Source organism: Flavobacterium helocola (assembly GCF_038289885.1).
Classification (GTDB): Bacteria; Bacteroidota; Bacteroidia; order Flavobacteriales; family Flavobacteriaceae; genus Flavobacterium; species Flavobacterium cheniae.
On sequence record NZ_JBBYHT010000003.1, the window covers coordinates 231,563 to 247,173 of the forward strand.

A 15,611-nucleotide genomic window follows, 5' to 3' on the forward strand; every position below is an offset into this window, starting at 1 on the left:
CTCAAATTGTAACTCTATTAAAACTTAACTAACTTTTTTGATAATTTAATAAAACTTTTATTTTAAATTACGAATTATTCAATATATTTTCATTTTACTCATTTTTATTGAAAAATTAGCATCAAAATAGAATCTTTATAAATAATAATTCTTCTATTTAGGCTTTTTATTAAAAATTTTTAAATCTGATTAAGATTTATTAAATTTGTGCCACCAAAAAAAATATAACAAACACTAATTAACTTATTTATAGTATGGCATTAGCTACTGAAATGAATCTTTATAAAGAGTATATTAAAGAAATTGAAGAAAGAAAAGGTCAAGGATTACACCCAAAACCAATTGATAGAGCTGATTTGTTAAACGAAATCATTGCTCAAATTAAAGATACAAACAACGCAAACAGAGAAGATTGTTTGAAGTTCTTTATCTATAACACATTACCAGGAACAACTCCTGCAGCTGGAGCGAAAGCAAAATTCTTAAAAGAAATTATTCTTGGTCAAGAAACTGTTTCTGAAATTACTCCTGCTTTTGCATTCGAATTATTATCGCACATGAAAGGTGGGCCATCAATTGAGGTGCTATTGGATTTAGCTTTAGGAAATGATTCAAACATTGCAAAGCAAGCAGCGGATGTTTTAAAAACTCAAGTATATCTTTACGATGCTGATATGGCTCGTATTAAAGAGGCTTTTGAAAAAGGGAATGCTGTTGCCAAAGAAATTTTAGAAAGCTATGCAAAAGCAGAATTCTTTACTAAACTTCCTGAAATTCCAGAAGAAATTAAAGTTGTAACATTCATTGCTGGTGAAGGTGATATTTCTACCGATTTATTGTCTCCAGGAAATCAAGCGCACTCGCGTTCTGACCGTGAATTACACGGAAAATGTATGATTACGCCTCAAGCACAAGAAGAAATTAAAGCGTTACAAGCGCAACATCCAGATAAATCGGTAATGTTAATTGCTGAAAAAGGAACAATGGGTGTAGGTTCGTCTCGTATGTCGGGTGTAAATAACGTAGCACTTTGGACAGGAAAACAAGCGAGTCCTTATGTACCATTCGTAAATTTTGCTCCAATCGTAGGTGGAACAAACGGAATTTCTCCAATTTTCTTAACTACAGTTGACGTTACAGGAGGAATAGGTTTAGATTTGAAAAACTGGGTAAAAAAGACAGATGCTAATGGAGAAGTAGTTCGTAATGAAAGTGGTGATCCAGTTTTAGAAGAAGTATATTCTGTAGCAACAGGAACGGTTCTTACCATCAATACAAAAACAAAAAAATTATACAACGGAGATAAAGAATTGATCGACATTTCTAAAGCATTCACGCCTCAGAAAATGGAATTCATTAAAGCAGGTGGTTCTTATGCGATTGTTTTCGGTAAAAAAATTCAAACTTTCGCTGCTAAAACTCTAGGAATTGAAGCGCCATTAGTTTATGCACCTTCAAAAGAAGTTTCAGTTGAAGGACAAGGTTTAACAGCTGTTGAGAAAATTTTCAATAGAAATTCGGTAGGAACAATTTCCAAAGAAGCATTACATGCGGGTTCTGATGTTCGTGTAACAGTAAATATCGTAGGTTCGCAAGACACTACTGGTTTAATGACAGCTCAAGAATTAGAATCTATGGCAGCAACTGTTATTTCTCCAATTGTTGACGGAGCATATCAATCAGGTTGTCATACAGCTTCGGTTTGGGATAAAAAAGCACAAGCTAATATTCCTAAATTAATGCAATTCATGAACGACTTCGGTTTAATCACAGCTCGTGATCCAAAAGGTGTTTATCATGCGATGACAGACGTAATTCACAAAGTATTAAATGATATTACAGTAGATGAATGGGCTATCATTATAGGTGGAGATTCGCATACAAGAATGTCAAAAGGTGTGGCTTTTGGTGCAGATTCAGGAACGGTTGCTTTGGCGCTTGCTACTGGTGAAGCTTCAATGCCAATTCCAGAATCAGTAAAAGTTACTTTTAAAGGAAATATGGCAAGTTACATGGATTTCCGTGATGTGGTTCATGCTACTCAGGCGCAAATGTTACATAAATTTGGTGGTGAAAACGTTTTCCAAGGAAGAATTATTGAAGTACATTTAGGAACATTAACGGCTGACCAAGCGTTTACCTTTACAGATTGGACTGCCGAAATGAAAGCAAAAGCTTCTATTTGTATTTCAGAAGATGAAACGTTAATCGAATCATTAGAAATTGCAAAAGGAAGAATCCAAATCATGATTGATAAAGGCATGGACAACAAAAACCGTGTACTTCAAGGATTAATTGACAAAGCAAACAAACGTATTGCTGAAATCAAATCAGGTGAAAAACCAGCTTTACGTCCTGATGCTAATGCAAAATATTATGCTGAAGTAGAAGTAGATTTGGATGTGATTAACGAACCAATGATTGCTGACCCAGATGTAAATAATAAAGACGTTTCTAAACGTTATACTCACGATACAATCCGTCCACTTTCTTTCTACGGAGGTGATAAAAAAGTAGATTTAGGATTCATTGGTTCTTGTATGGTTCACAAAGGCGATATGAAAATCTTAGCGCAAATGCTTAAAAATATCGAGAGACAACAAGGTAAAGTGGAATTCAAAGCGCCTTTAGTAGTTGCTCCTCCAACGTACAACATTGTTGACGAATTAAAAGCAGAAGGTGATTGGGAAGTATTACAAAAATATTCAGGATTCGAATTTGATGATAATGCGCCAAAAGCCGCTGCTCGTACAGAATATGAAAACATGTTGTATTTAGAGCGTCCAGGTTGTAACCTTTGTATGGGTAACCAAGAAAAAGCGTCTAAAGGAGATACGGTTATGGCAACATCAACTCGTTTGTTCCAAGGACGTGTTGTTGAAGATACAGAAACTAAAAAAGGAGAATCTTTATTATCATCAACTCCAGTTGTAGTTTTATCTACAATTTTAGGTAGAACACCTTCAATTGAAGAATACAAACTAGCGGTAGAAGGAATTAACTTAACTAAGTTTGCTCCATCTCACAAATTGTTGGTAGGATAATATAATCAATTATAATAATCAATTAAAAGTCTAAGTTCTGCTTAGGCTTTTTTTTGTTTTTTATCTGTCCATTTTTTCGTAAATTAGGAGGTTGAAAATAACATAACTAAATAAAATAATTATTATGGCATTCGATATTGAAATGATTGAAAAAATGTACGCCAACATGGCGGCTAGAGTGGATAAAGCTCGTGACATAGTTGGACGTCCATTAACGTTGTCTGAGAAAATTTTGTATTCGCATTTATGGGAAGGAATGCCAACTCAGACATTTACAAGAGGTAAAGATTATGTTGACTTCGCTCCAGATCGAGTAGCATGTCAAGATGCAACCGCTCAAATGGCTTTATTGCAGTTCATGCATGCTGGAAAAAAGACAGTTGCAGTTCCCACAACGGTTCACTGCGACCATTTAATTTTAGCAAAAAATGGTGCTAAAGAGGATTTAGCATTAGCAAATAAACAATCAAAAGAAGTTTTCGATTTCCTTTCGTCAGTTTCCAATAAATATGGGATTGGTTTTTGGAAACCAGGTTCGGGAATTATTCACCAAATCGTTTTAGAAAATTACGCTTTTCCGGGTGGCTTGATGATTGGTACGGATTCTCATACCGTAAATGCTGGTGGTTTAGGAATGTTAGCCATCGGTGTTGGTGGTGCTGATGCGGTAGACGTAATGTCTGGCATGTCTTGGGAATTAAAATTTCCAAAATTAATCGGAGTAAAATTAACAGGTAAATTATCTGGATGGACTGCTCCAAAAGACGTCATTTTAAAAGTAGCTGATATCTTAACTGTAAAAGGTGGAACGGGAGCTATTGTAGAATATTTTGGTGAAGGTGCAGAAGCTATGTCTTGTACTGGTAAAGGAACTATTTGTAACATGGGTGCCGAAATTGGAGCAACAACTTCAACTTTTGGTTACGATGATTCCATGCGAAGATATTTAGCTGCAACAGGTCGTCAAGATGTGGTAAATGCTGCCGATAAAGTAGCTTCTTACTTAACAGCTGATGCCGAAGTTTATGCCAATCCAGAAAACTATTTCGATCAATTAATCGAAATCAATTTATCAGAATTAGAACCACACATTAACGGACCTTTTACACCAGATAGAGGAACGCCAGTTTCTAAAATGAAAGAGGAAGCAGCTCAAAACGGCTGGCCATTAAAAGTAGAGTGGGGATTAATAGGTTCTTGTACCAACTCTTCTTACGAAGATATGGCGCGTGCTGCCTCTATTGTTAGACAAGCGGTAGAACACGGAATCACTCCAAAAGCAGAATTCGGAATCAATCCAGGTTCAGAGCAAATTCGTTATACTATTGAAAGAGATGGAATTATTGCTGATTTCGAAAAAATGGGAACTAAAGTCTTTACCAATGCTTGCGGACCATGTATTGGACAATGGGATAGAGAAGGAGCAGACAAACAAGAAAAAAATACCATCGTTCACTCGTTTAACAGAAACTTTTCTAAACGTGCCGATGGAAATCCAAATACACACGCTTTCGTAACATCGCCAGAAATGGTAGCTGCTTTAGCCATTTCAGGTCGTTTAGATTTTAATCCGTTAACAGATACTTTGTTGAATGATAAAGGGGAAGCAGTTAAATTGACTGCCCCATTTGGTGATGAATTGCCAAAAAGAGGTTTTGATGTAGAAGATGCAGGTTTTCAAGCACCAGCTGAAGACGGTTCGTCTGTTCAAGTTGCCGTTTCTCCAACTTCAGACCGATTACAGTTATTAGCGCCATTTGAGGCTTGGGATGGAAAAAATTATATGGGAGCTAAATTGCTAATTAAAGCTTTTGGAAAATGTACTACCGACCATATTTCGATGGCTGGACCTTGGTTGCGTTTCCGTGGACATTTAGATAATATTTCAAATAATATGTTAATTGGAGCCGAAAATGCATTCAACGGAAAAGCAAATTCTGTTAAAAATCAATTAACAGGTGCTTATGATTCAGTTCCGGCTGTTCAAAGAGCTTACAAAGCAGCTGGAGTTCCTTCCATTGTTGTTGGCGACCATAATTATGGAGAGGGTTCTTCTCGTGAGCATGCCGCCATGGAGCCTCGTTTCTTAGGCGTGAAAGCGGTTTTAGTAAAATCGTTCGCTCGTATCCACGAAACAAATTTGAAAAAACAAGGAATGTTAGCTTTAACCTTTGCTAACGAATCGGATTATGATAAAATTCAAGAAGACGATACGATTAACTTCTTGGATTTAACTGAATTTGCGCCAGGAAAACCATTAACATTGGAATTTGTTCACGCTGATGGAACAAAAGATATAATTTTAGCAAATCATACCTACAACGATAGTCAAATTGGTTGGTTTGTGGCTGGTTCTGCTTTAAACTTGATTGCAGCTGGCAAGGCGTAATCTAATTTTTGAATTTAAATTAATGTTAAAACTCCCTTATTAAAGGGAGTTTTTTTTATCTTGCATACCCTAAAATAGCTATAATCCATCTAAATTAATTCTTAATGAAATCAATTCAAATTTTAACTTTTTTTCTTTTCTTCTTTAGTAGTATGGTTTTTTCACAAAAGACTATCAAACATACTGTTGTAGAAGGAGAATCTATTTATTCCATTGCTAAAAAGTATAAAGTAAGCGAATCGGATATTTATGAATTAAATCCAAAATCAAAAGGAGCTTTATTACAATTAAAGACAGTTTTGTTAATTCCGAATAAAAATTCAAAATCAAAAGATAAGAAAGAAGTTAATTCATCTAAGAATTTAAGTTCCGAAACTCATATCGTGGAATCAGGAGAATCACTTTATAAAATTGCAAAAAAATACGATATTAGTTTAGAAAAGTTAAAGGAATTAAACCCAGATATCAAACCAGAAACTATTCAAATAGGAGATAAAATCGTAATTGTTGCAAAAAAAGAAACGATAAAACCTAAAAAACAGCAACCTGTTGAAGAAGTAAAAATAGATATAACTCCTGTGAATAAAGATGCTAATTTGTGTATAGATGAATTAGGAAATCAAGTTCACACGGTAAGTAAAGGAGAAACTTTATACAAACTTTCTAAAAAGTACAAAGTAAGTGTTAGAGATTTGGAAGAAATGAATCCTGAAATAGTAACGAACTTGCCTATTGGTTATGAAGTTATTGTTAAGAAAGGAAATGTTGAATTAGAAAAAAATAAAAATGTAGTTGTTGAAGTTTCAAAAGAAATTGAAGAGATTTCTCCAGAAAATATGTCTAAGGCTGAATTCTTAATTGCTAAGGCATCCCAACATATTGGAACTCGTTACAGAGGAGGAGGGACTACAAGTGCTGGCTTTGATTGTTCAGGATTAATGTTTTCAACTTTTAAAAACATTGATATGACTTTACCTCGTTCATCAAGTTCAATGGCGGCAGGAGCAGGTTATAGAATAGAAAGAAGTCAAGCGCAAAAAGGGGATTTAATTTTCTTTACAACAAATGGAAGAGGAAGTATAAATCATGTAGGAATGATTACCGAAATAAATGGTGATGAAATCAAATTTATTCATTCTTCTGTTCAAGCCGGCGTAATTATTTCTTCTACCGAAGAGCCTTATTATAAAAGACGTTTTGTTCAAATTAATAGGGTTTTAGAAAATTAGATGTTAATGATAACAAAAAAAACCGCTTTTAAAAGCGGTTTTTTTGTAAAATATTTCCTAACTATTTTTTAAAAAAGTATAAATTTCATCTTTTAAAAAAACTCTATCTTTTCTCAAATGACTTAATTCGTCATCCATAGCAAGTTCCTCGTCTTTTTCTATTTTGTAAATCTTTTCATCTAATTCAGTGTACGAATGTAACAAAACTTGAAACTCATCATTGTTATGATACAAGTTTTTAATCTTGTCTGCGTATTCAGGAAAATCTTGGTAAATAGGATGTTTAGTTATCATACTGCTGGTTTTTAAATTTCTATACTCAAAGTTAGTAATCAATTCTAAAAAGGCATATGATAATTATCATTTTTGATAATTTATTTTTTCTTTTTTGAAATGAGTTTTTCGTATTTTTCAATTTGTTCAGGAGTCAGAATTTTTTTTAATTCTAAGTTGAATTTTTCTCCAATTTCTGTTAGTAGATTTCTCTTTTCAATGTCACTATAGCCGACTGCTTCTATAATTTCTTTAGATTTTGCCTGATTGTCTTTTATTAAGTTTCTAACAATTGCTTCTTGAAAACCATCTAAATTAAGTTTCTCTTTTAAGTTTTCAACTGAAGTTTCCACAAGGTCAACTTTTTTAGTTTGACTACCGTTACCATATTGTCCTGTTCCTATTCGTCTGTCAACTTGCGCAGATGCATTTGATAAAGAAAAAGTAAAAAAGAATAAAAAAAATATTTTTTTCATAGTTTATGATATTGGTTCTGCGTATAAATCAAATTCGGTAGCGTCTGTTATTTTTAAATTCACAAAATCACCCGTTTTTAAGTAGAATTTAGAAGCATCTACTAACACTTCATTATCTACATCCGGACTATCAAATTCGGTTCTTCCAATGAAATATTGTCCTTCTTTTCTATCAATTACACATTTAAAGGTTTGTCCAATTTTTTCCTGATTCAAATCCCATGAAATTTGCGATTGTAAGTCCATAATTTCAGCGGCACGTGCTTGTTTTACTTCTTGAGGAACATCGTCAACTAAAGCAAAAGCTCCTGTGTTTTCTTCATGTGAATAGGTAAAACAACCTAATCTTTCAAACTTCATTTCTTGAACCCAATCACGTAGGATTTCAAAATCTTTTTGAGTCTCTCCCGGATAACCCACAATTAAAGTCGTTCTAATTGTCATTCCTGGGACGCGTTCTCTAAATTCTTGTAATAATTTTGTTGTTTTTTCTTTTGTTGTTCCACGTTTCATAGATTTTAAAATGTCATCTGAAATGTGTTGCAAAGGAATATCAATATAATTACAAATTTTTGGTTCGCGCTTCATCAAATCTAAAACGTCCATCGGGAAACCACTAGGGAAAGCATAATGTAAACGAATCCATTCTATACCTTCCACTTTAGCTAAGTTTTCTAGTAATTCGGCAAGATTACGTTTTTTGTATAAATCTAATCCGTAATAAGTTAAATCTTGAGCAATTAAGATTAATTCTTTTACACCGTTTTTGGCTAAACCTTCAGCTTCTTTTACCAATTTTTCAATAGGTTGCGAAACGTGTTTTCCTCTCATTAAAGGAATCGCACAAAAACTACAAGGTCTATCGCAACCTTCTGCAATTTTTAAATAGGCGTAATTTTTTGGAGTCGTTGTTAAACGTTCTCCTAATAATTCGTGTTTGTAATCAGCTCCTAAAGCTTTTAATAAAAGAGGTAATTCTGTAGTGCCAAAATATTGGTCAACATCAGGAATTTCTTTCTCTAAATCAGGTCTGTATCTTTCAGATAAACATCCGGTAACGAATACTTTATCTACTAAACCTTGTTCTTTTTTATCAACATATTCCAAAATCGTATTTACCGATTCTTCCTTTGCATTATCAATAAAACCGCATGTGTTAATTACTACGATGTTGCCCTCTTGTTCATGTGCTACATCTTTTCCATTGGCTTTTAGTTGTCCCATCAAAACCTCACTATCGTAAGTGTTTTTAGAACATCCAAGTGTAATTACATTGATTTTATTTTTCTTTAACGATTTGGTTCTCATGCTTTTAAATTTGAGGTGCAAAATTACATAAAATAATCAGTAGAAGCACCAGCGTTTGAGATTTTTTTAATGTTTTGGTAACGTCGTCCGCTATATCCGAAATGGATGTATTTCGCTCCAATTAGGGCTAGTGGCTGATTTTTTGGTATAAAAAACCACTTCAGTTGAAGAAGTGGTTTAATATATTGTTTTTCTTTTCTAAAAGTTTATAGAATAAGTTAATGTTACATTATTTTGAACATTTTTAATTCTTGCAGTATCTGTCATTCCAGAAGAAATTAGATTTTGATTGTAATTTCTATGTGAATTAGCATAAGATAAATCTAACTTACTTTCACCAAAATTATAACCCACACCACCAGAATAACCAGTTAAATCTCCAATAATATCTCCTGTTTCATATGGACTTTCTTCAAAACGATAACCACCTCTTAAGCTCCATTGTTTGATTTTATATTCACCACCAATTCTTATTTCGTAAGCATTTTTTAGTTCGGTGCTCATTTGAGAGTTTAAATCTCTAAAGTTGTTTTGATTGGTGTTTTTGTATTCAATATTGCTATAATCTTTGGTTGCCACATCAATACTAATAAGTCCTTTTTTATTAATTATATAAGCAGCACTACCTGTGATTTTGCTTGGGGTTCTTAAACGGTATGTTGGGAAAACAAATTCTGGGCCATAGTAAGTACGATTTGTATCTTCTACTGGTACATTAACATTTCCAAATGTATATAAGTCTTGAATTAATTCGTCGTTTAAATTGTACCATGTTGGCGATTCATAAGAAGCTCCTAATCTTAGCGATTCATTTACTTTATATATAGCACCTAAATTAAACGAGAATCCAGAACCATAAGTGCTTAACTGATTATCAAAAACTATATTTCTTACAGTAGGTTGTGTGCTTGGGTTTTCTGGATTATCATTATTTTCATATAAGCTCGAAGTTAATACATAATCTGTAAAATGAGCGTTAAGATTTATTCCTAAAAACAATTTGTCTTTGTAACTTGTAGCTACATTCGCAGTTAGTTTTCCGTTGTATCCATTTGAAGTGGCAAAATAGTCATGATAATAATTACCACCAGGCGATACATTCGAAACATACTGATTTGGTGTTGTTGGATGAGGATCTATAATATATGTTTCGAAAGCCATATCAAACTGATAATCATTAAATGGTGTATCAGCAAAAAAGTTAGCTTGGTCAACAAAATAGTTCGAAATAGAATTAAATGGGTTTATTCCCGAAGTAAATAAACGGTTGTCAAAATTATTCGTGTTGTCATAATTTAATGCAACTGAAATTTTATTCCATTCAGATTTTCCAGAAGTGTCATTAAAAACTAATACAGCACCAATTTGGTTAAGATCTAATGTGCTAAAATTTTCTTTGTTTTTGGTTCCAAAATAATTAGCATTATTACTACTGTTAAAACTTGAAACAGAAGCACTAGCAAAATTATTGTTGAAAAATAAGGAACCTGCAGGATTAATGTTAATAGCTGATAAATCGCCACCAACTGCTCCAAAAGCACCACTCATTCCTCTAAAACGAGCGGTTCCATTCATGTTTTCAACAGCATATCTAAGTGCATCATTTGTAGTCATTTCTTGAGCAATTGAAAAGAATGACAAGTTAAGTGCTATTACTAAAAATATCTTTTTCATATGTAAATTCAATTTTAATTAACCTCTACCACCTCTAGATCCTCCACCTCCAGAACGACCTCCACCTCCTGATGAGCTGCCTCCAAAACTACCTCCTGAAGAACTTCTTGGAGTTGAATAGTTATTATTGCTTCTTGGGGTTGAATAGTTATTGGTTCTTGGGGTTGAATAGTTATTGGTTCTTGGTGTAGAACTATTATTTCTTGGTGTAGAATAATTATTATTTCTTGGTGTTCCAGATGAGTTTTCTCTTGGTGTGTTTCTAGGGTTAACTGAAGGTCTTGTTCCGTTATTTTGTGTTCTAGGATTATTTCTAGTGCCGTTAAAGTTAGGACGAGTTGTTGAGGTTCTACCGTCAGAATATCTACCATTTCTGCCTCCATTAGGATTGTAATAGTTGCTTCCGCCTCTTCTTCCACCATTATATACTACGTCTCTTCCATAGTAGCCATTCCATCCCCAGTTGTTTCCGTAATATCCGTTCCATCCCCAATTATTTCCATGCCAGTTATTCCATCCCCAACCCCAACCTGGACCGTACCAAGAGTTCCAACCCCAGCCCCAGTTTGCTCCATACCAAGAATTCCAACCCCAGCCAGCTCCCCAGCCAATGTTAGAATATCCCCAATAAGGAGAGTGCCAGTTGTTCCAGCCCCAGCCGTTATCATAATAATTGATGGTTATGTCAGATGAGTTATTTCCCCATCCAGCGTAATTGTTGTTTGATTCGTTTCTGTAAACGGTTACAACAGTGTCTTTTTCTTGAGAATTATAATTGTCAACATCAGTAAAATAAGAATAATCTTCCTGCATAGCTCTAAATTGTTGAGCATATTCATTTGATTTTTCTAAATTTTGTTCAGAATATTTGTTTTCTGTCTGATTAGTAGGTCTTTCAGAACCGTAAACTCCATCGTTATCGTAATAAGATGAGTTTTGATAGGAACCACATGAAGTAGTTAATATTGCTAGTAATCCCATTAAGGAAAATGCAATATTTTTCGAATTAATTGGGTAAAAAGTTTTCATAGCTCTTTTTTTTATTGTTGGACACCTCAAATTTAACTATTTTTGCCGAACAAATTAGTTAAAATTTATACAAACAATTTTTGTGCCAAAATATATATAATGAGCAAGAACTTAACAACAAGAGCAGAAGATTATTCCAAATGGTATAACGAACTAGTCGTAAAGGCAGATTTAGCAGAGAATTCTGGAGTAAGAGGATGTATGGTAATCAAACCATATGGCTATGCAATTTGGGAAAAAATGCAAGCAGAATTAGACAGAATGTTTAAAGAAACTGGACATAGTAATGCTTATTTCCCCTTGTTTGTGCCAAAGAGTATGTTTGAAGCAGAAGAAAAAAATGCGGAAGGCTTTGCTAAGGAATGTGCTATTGTGACACATTATCGTTTGAAAAATGATGAGGAAAGACCAGGAAAATTAATGGTGGATCCAAACGCTAAGTTGGAAGAAGAATTGATTGTTCGTCCTACGAGTGAGGCAATTATTTGGTCAACATATAAAGGTTGGGTACAATCGTATAGAGATTTACCTTTACTTATTAACCAATGGGCTAATGTGGTGCGTTGGGAAATGAGAACGCGTTTGTTTTTACGTACTGCTGAATTTTTATGGCAAGAAGGTCATACCGCTCACGCCACTCGTCAGGAGGCGATTGAAGAATCAGAAAAAATGATGCATGTATATGCTGATTTTGCTCAAAATTTCATGGCAATTCCAGTAATTAAAGGGCTGAAAACAGAAACCGAACGTTTTGCTGGAGCAGATGAAACCTATTGTATTGAAGCGTTAATGCAAGATGGAAAAGCTTTGCAAGCGGGAACTTCGCACTTTTTAGGTCAAAATTTTGCCAAAGCTTTTGATGTAAAATTTGCTAACAAAGAAGGAAAGCAAGAACACGTTTGGGGAACTTCTTGGGGAGTTTCAACGCGTTTAATGGGAGCATTGGTAATGACGCATTCAGATGATAAAGGTTTGGTTCTACCTCCGAATTTAGCTCCAATTCAAGTAGTTATTGTTCCTATTTATAAGACAGATGAGCAGTTTGATGCGATTTCAGAGCAAGTAAATGTTTTAACTGCTGAACTTCGAAAATTAGGCATTTCAGTTAAGTATGATAATAGAGATACTCAAAAACCAGGATTCAAATTTGCAGAATGGGAATTAAAAGGTGTTCCGGTACGAATTGCCCTTGGACCAAACGATTTAGAAAACGGAACTTACGAAATTGCTCGAAGAGATAATTTATCAAAAGAAGTGGTTTCTAAAGAAGGAGTAGCGTCGTATATTCAAAATTTATTAGAAACTATTCAAAATGATATGTTTGCTAAAGCATTGGAATACAGGGATACTCATATAACAGAAGTGAATTCTTTCGAAGAATTTAAAGAGCTGTTAGAAACTAAAGGAGGCTTTTTAGCTGCACATTGGGATGGCACAGCTGAAACAGAAGAAAAGATAAAAGAACTTACAAAAGCCACTATTCGATGTATCGCTTTAGATAGAGTAGAAGAAGCGGGAAGCTGTATGTTTACTGGCGCTCCGTCCAAAGGAAGAGTTCTTTTTGCTAAGGCATACTAAAAAAAAATAAAAATTTTTATACAAGGTCTTGCAGAAATCAAAATTAGTTGTATTTTTGCACTCGCATTACAAAATTAATGTAATGGCCCGTTCGTCTATCGGTTAGGACGCCAGGTTTTCATCCTGGTAAGAGGGGTTCGATTCCCCTACGGGCTACAAGTATTGAGGTTACAAAAGAATAGGTTAATGGCCCGTTCGTCTATCGGTTAGGACGCCAGGTTTTCATCCTGGTAAGAGGGGTTCGATTCCCCTACGGGCTACAGAATTAGTTGTAAATAAGTTTTATAAAATAATAATTGGTGTCTCGGTTATTATTTTATTAGTTAAAACCAAAGTGTTCGCCTATGCGAATGTGGGAGGTTTTTCTTTTTTAACTAGTAGTTTATAACAATTATTACAATTAAAAAAAGAACAAAATGGCAAATCATAAATCTGCTTTAAAAAGAATTAGAAGTAACGAGAAAAAAAGAGTGTTGAACAGATACCAACACAAAACTACTCGTAATGCAATCAAAGCTATTCGTTTAGCTACTGATAAAGCTGAAGCTTCTGCAAAATTATCAACTGTAATTTCTATGATTGATAAATTAGCTAAGAAAAATATCATTCATGATAATAAAGCATCTAACTTAAAATCTAAGTTAACTAAACATGTAGCTTCTTTATAGTCTACTGTTACAAATAATACTAAAGCTCTCATTATGAGGGCTTTTTTTATGTTAAGCAATTATTATTTTCAACTAAAGTGTTGATTACTATAGTGTTTTTACAAAAATAAAGATTACCTTTGCACTTTCAAAAATAAAATAAATGACTTCTATTAGAAACATCGCAATTATTGCACACGTTGACCACGGTAAAACTACTTTGGTTGATAAAATTATGTACCACTGTCAATTGTTTCGTGAAAACGAAAACACGGGAGACTTAATCCTAGATAATAATGATTTAGAGCGTGAAAGAGGTATTACTATTACTTCTAAAAACGTTTCTGTAACTTATAAAGGAACAAAAATCAACATTATCGATACTCCTGGTCACGCCGATTTTGGTGGTGAAGTTGAGCGTGTACTTAATATGGCTGATGGTGTTTGTCTTTTAGTAGATGCATTTGAAGGACCAATGCCTCAAACGCGTTTCGTATTGCAAAAAGCAATTGATTTAGGATTAAAACCATGCGTGGTTATTAATAAAGTAGATAAAGAAAACTGTACTCCAGAAGAAGTTCATGAAAAAGTTTTCGACTTAATGTTTGAATTAGGTGCTACTGAAGCTCAGTTAGATTTCCCAACAGTTTATGGTTCGGCTAAAAATAACTGGATGTCTGATGATTTTAGAAATCAAACAGAAAACATCGAGCCTTTATTAGATATGGTTTTGGAACACGTTCCAGCTCCTAAAGTATCTGAAGGAACTCCTCAAATGTTAATTACCTCTTTAGATTTCTCTTCATTCACTGGTCGTATTGCGATTGGTCGTTTAGAAAGAGGAGTTTTAAAAGAAGGAATGCCAATATCTTTAGTAAAAAGAGATGGTAAAGTAATCAAATCAAGAATTAAAGAATTACATACTTTTGAAGGTCTTGGACGTAAAAAAGTAGACGAAGTAGTTGCTGGAGATATTTGTGCAATTATCGGAATTGAAGGATTTGAAATTGGTGATACTATCGCTGATTTTGAAAATCCAGAAGCGTTACAAACTATTGCAATTGATGAGCCTACAATGAGTATGTTGTTTACAATTAACGATTCTCCTTTCTTTGGTAAAGAAGGTAAATTTGTAACATCGCGTCATATTAGAGATCGTCTAACTAAAGAATTAGAGAAAAACTTAGCTATGAAGTTAGGTGAAACCGATTCTGCTGATAAATTCATGGTTTTTGGTCGTGGAGTTCTTCACTTATCGGTTCTTATTGAAACGATGAGAAGAGAAGGATATGAATTACAAATTGGTCAACCACAAGTAATCATTAAAGAAATTGATGGTCAAAAATGTGAGCCAATTGAAGAATTAACAATTGATTTACCAGAAAACCTTTCAGGTAGAGCAGTTGAATTCGTAACTATCCGTAAAGGAGAAATGTTATCAATGGAAGCTAAAGGTGATCGTATGATTATTAAATTTAATATTCCATCTCGTGGAATCATTGGTTTAAGAAATCAATTATTAACAGCTACTGCAGGTGAAGCAATTATGTCGCACCGATACATTGGATACGAACCTTTCAAAGGAGCAATTCCAGGGCGTAACAATGGTTCGTTAATTTCTATGGAAAACGGAAAAGCAATTCCTTATTCTATCGATAAATTACAAGACCGTGGTAAATTCTTCGTGGAACCAAATGCTGAGATTTATGAAGGTCAGGTAATTGGTGAAAACTCTCGTGGTGATGATATGTGTATCAACGTAACTAAGGCTAAAAAACAGTCAAACGTACGTTCATCTGGAAATGATGAAAAAGCAAGAATTATTCCACCGATTATTTTCTCATTAGAAGAAGCGTTAGAATACATTCAAAAAGATGAATATGTTGAGGTTACTCCAAAATCTATTCGTTTAAGAAAAATTTATTTAACAGAAAACGACAGAAAACGTTTTAAAGTATAATTAA

Annotated in this window: 11 protein-coding genes and 2 tRNA genes; 8 read left to right on the forward strand and 5 right to left on the reverse strand. The window is 33.9% G+C overall.

Annotated elements, in window-relative coordinates; translation table 11 throughout:
* Nucleotides 1–272: 272 nt before the first annotated feature.
* The 3 genes from AAEO58_RS08275 to AAEO58_RS08285 all read left to right on the forward strand — a co-directional run bounded on the left by AAEO58_RS08275 (nucleotide 273) and on the right by AAEO58_RS08285 (nucleotide 6,662).
* Complete coding sequence (locus AAEO58_RS08275) at nucleotides 273–3,044, forward strand: bifunctional aconitate hydratase 2/2-methylisocitrate dehydratase (RefSeq protein ID WP_341683085.1); 2,772 nt, start codon at nucleotides 273–275, stop codon at nucleotides 3,042–3,044.
* A gap of 124 nt (nucleotides 3,045–3,168) precedes the next feature.
* Entirely contained in the window at nucleotides 3,169–5,433 is a 2,265-nt protein-coding gene (locus AAEO58_RS08280; RefSeq protein ID WP_341682992.1) for an aconitate hydratase, read from the forward strand.
* Nucleotides 5,434–5,537: 104 nt separating this feature from the next.
* Nucleotides 5,538–6,662, forward strand: a complete 1,125-nt coding sequence (locus AAEO58_RS08285; protein ID WP_341682993.1) for a LysM peptidoglycan-binding domain-containing protein — start codon at nucleotides 5,538–5,540, stop codon at nucleotides 6,660–6,662.
* A 57-nt stretch (nucleotides 6,663–6,719) separates the two neighbouring features.
* Here AAEO58_RS08285 and AAEO58_RS08290 read toward each other — a convergent pair whose 3' ends face one another.
* The 5 genes from AAEO58_RS08290 to AAEO58_RS08310 all read right to left on the reverse strand — a co-directional run bounded on the left by AAEO58_RS08290 (nucleotide 6,720) and on the right by AAEO58_RS08310 (nucleotide 11,422).
* Nucleotides 6,720–6,956, reverse strand: a complete 237-nt coding sequence (locus AAEO58_RS08290; RefSeq protein WP_341682994.1) for an HP1242/YdcH family protein — start codon at nucleotides 6,954–6,956, stop codon at nucleotides 6,720–6,722.
* 80 nt (nucleotides 6,957–7,036) lie between these two features.
* The gene (locus tag AAEO58_RS08295) at nucleotides 7,037–7,411 is read right to left on the reverse strand and encodes a hypothetical protein (RefSeq protein WP_341682995.1); all 375 of its coding nucleotides are present in this window, start codon (nucleotides 7,409–7,411) and stop codon (nucleotides 7,037–7,039) included.
* Between the two features lie 3 nt (nucleotides 7,412–7,414).
* Complete coding sequence (gene rimO / locus AAEO58_RS08300) at nucleotides 7,415–8,719, reverse strand: 30S ribosomal protein S12 methylthiotransferase RimO (RefSeq protein WP_341682996.1); 1,305 nt, start codon at nucleotides 8,717–8,719, stop codon at nucleotides 7,415–7,417.
* A gap of 198 nt (nucleotides 8,720–8,917) precedes the next feature.
* Complete coding sequence (locus AAEO58_RS08305) at nucleotides 8,918–10,393, reverse strand: OmpP1/FadL family transporter (RefSeq protein ID WP_341682997.1); 1,476 nt, start codon at nucleotides 10,391–10,393, stop codon at nucleotides 8,918–8,920.
* A gap of 18 nt (nucleotides 10,394–10,411) precedes the next feature.
* Nucleotides 10,412–11,422 carry a hypothetical protein gene (locus AAEO58_RS08310; protein ID WP_341682998.1) on the reverse strand — a complete coding sequence of 337 codons (1,011 nt, stop codon included), beginning with the start codon at nucleotides 11,420–11,422 and terminating at the stop codon, nucleotides 10,412–10,414.
* Between the two features lie 99 nt (nucleotides 11,423–11,521).
* Here AAEO58_RS08310 and proS point away from each other — a divergent pair, with 99 nt between their 5' ends.
* The 5 genes from proS to typA all read left to right on the forward strand — a co-directional run bounded on the left by proS (nucleotide 11,522) and on the right by typA (nucleotide 15,607).
* A complete protein-coding gene (gene proS, locus AAEO58_RS08315) occupies nucleotides 11,522–13,000 on the forward strand; it encodes a proline--tRNA ligase (protein WP_341682999.1) in 1,479 nt (492 codons plus the stop codon).
* Between the two features lie 84 nt (nucleotides 13,001–13,084).
* Nucleotides 13,085–13,156, forward strand: a tRNA-Glu gene (locus AAEO58_RS08320).
* Between the two features lie 32 nt (nucleotides 13,157–13,188).
* Nucleotides 13,189–13,260 (forward strand) — tRNA-Glu (locus AAEO58_RS08325).
* Nucleotides 13,261–13,416: 156 nt separating this feature from the next.
* Nucleotides 13,417–13,668 carry a 30S ribosomal protein S20 gene (gene rpsT / locus AAEO58_RS08330; protein ID WP_073583040.1) on the forward strand — a complete coding sequence of 84 codons (252 nt, stop codon included), beginning with the start codon at nucleotides 13,417–13,419 and terminating at the stop codon, nucleotides 13,666–13,668.
* Nucleotides 13,669–13,810: 142 nt separating this feature from the next.
* Complete coding sequence (gene typA / locus AAEO58_RS08335; protein WP_133609897.1) at nucleotides 13,811–15,607, forward strand: translational GTPase TypA; 1,797 nt, start codon at nucleotides 13,811–13,813, stop codon at nucleotides 15,605–15,607.
* Nucleotides 15,608–15,611 lie beyond the last annotated feature (4 nt).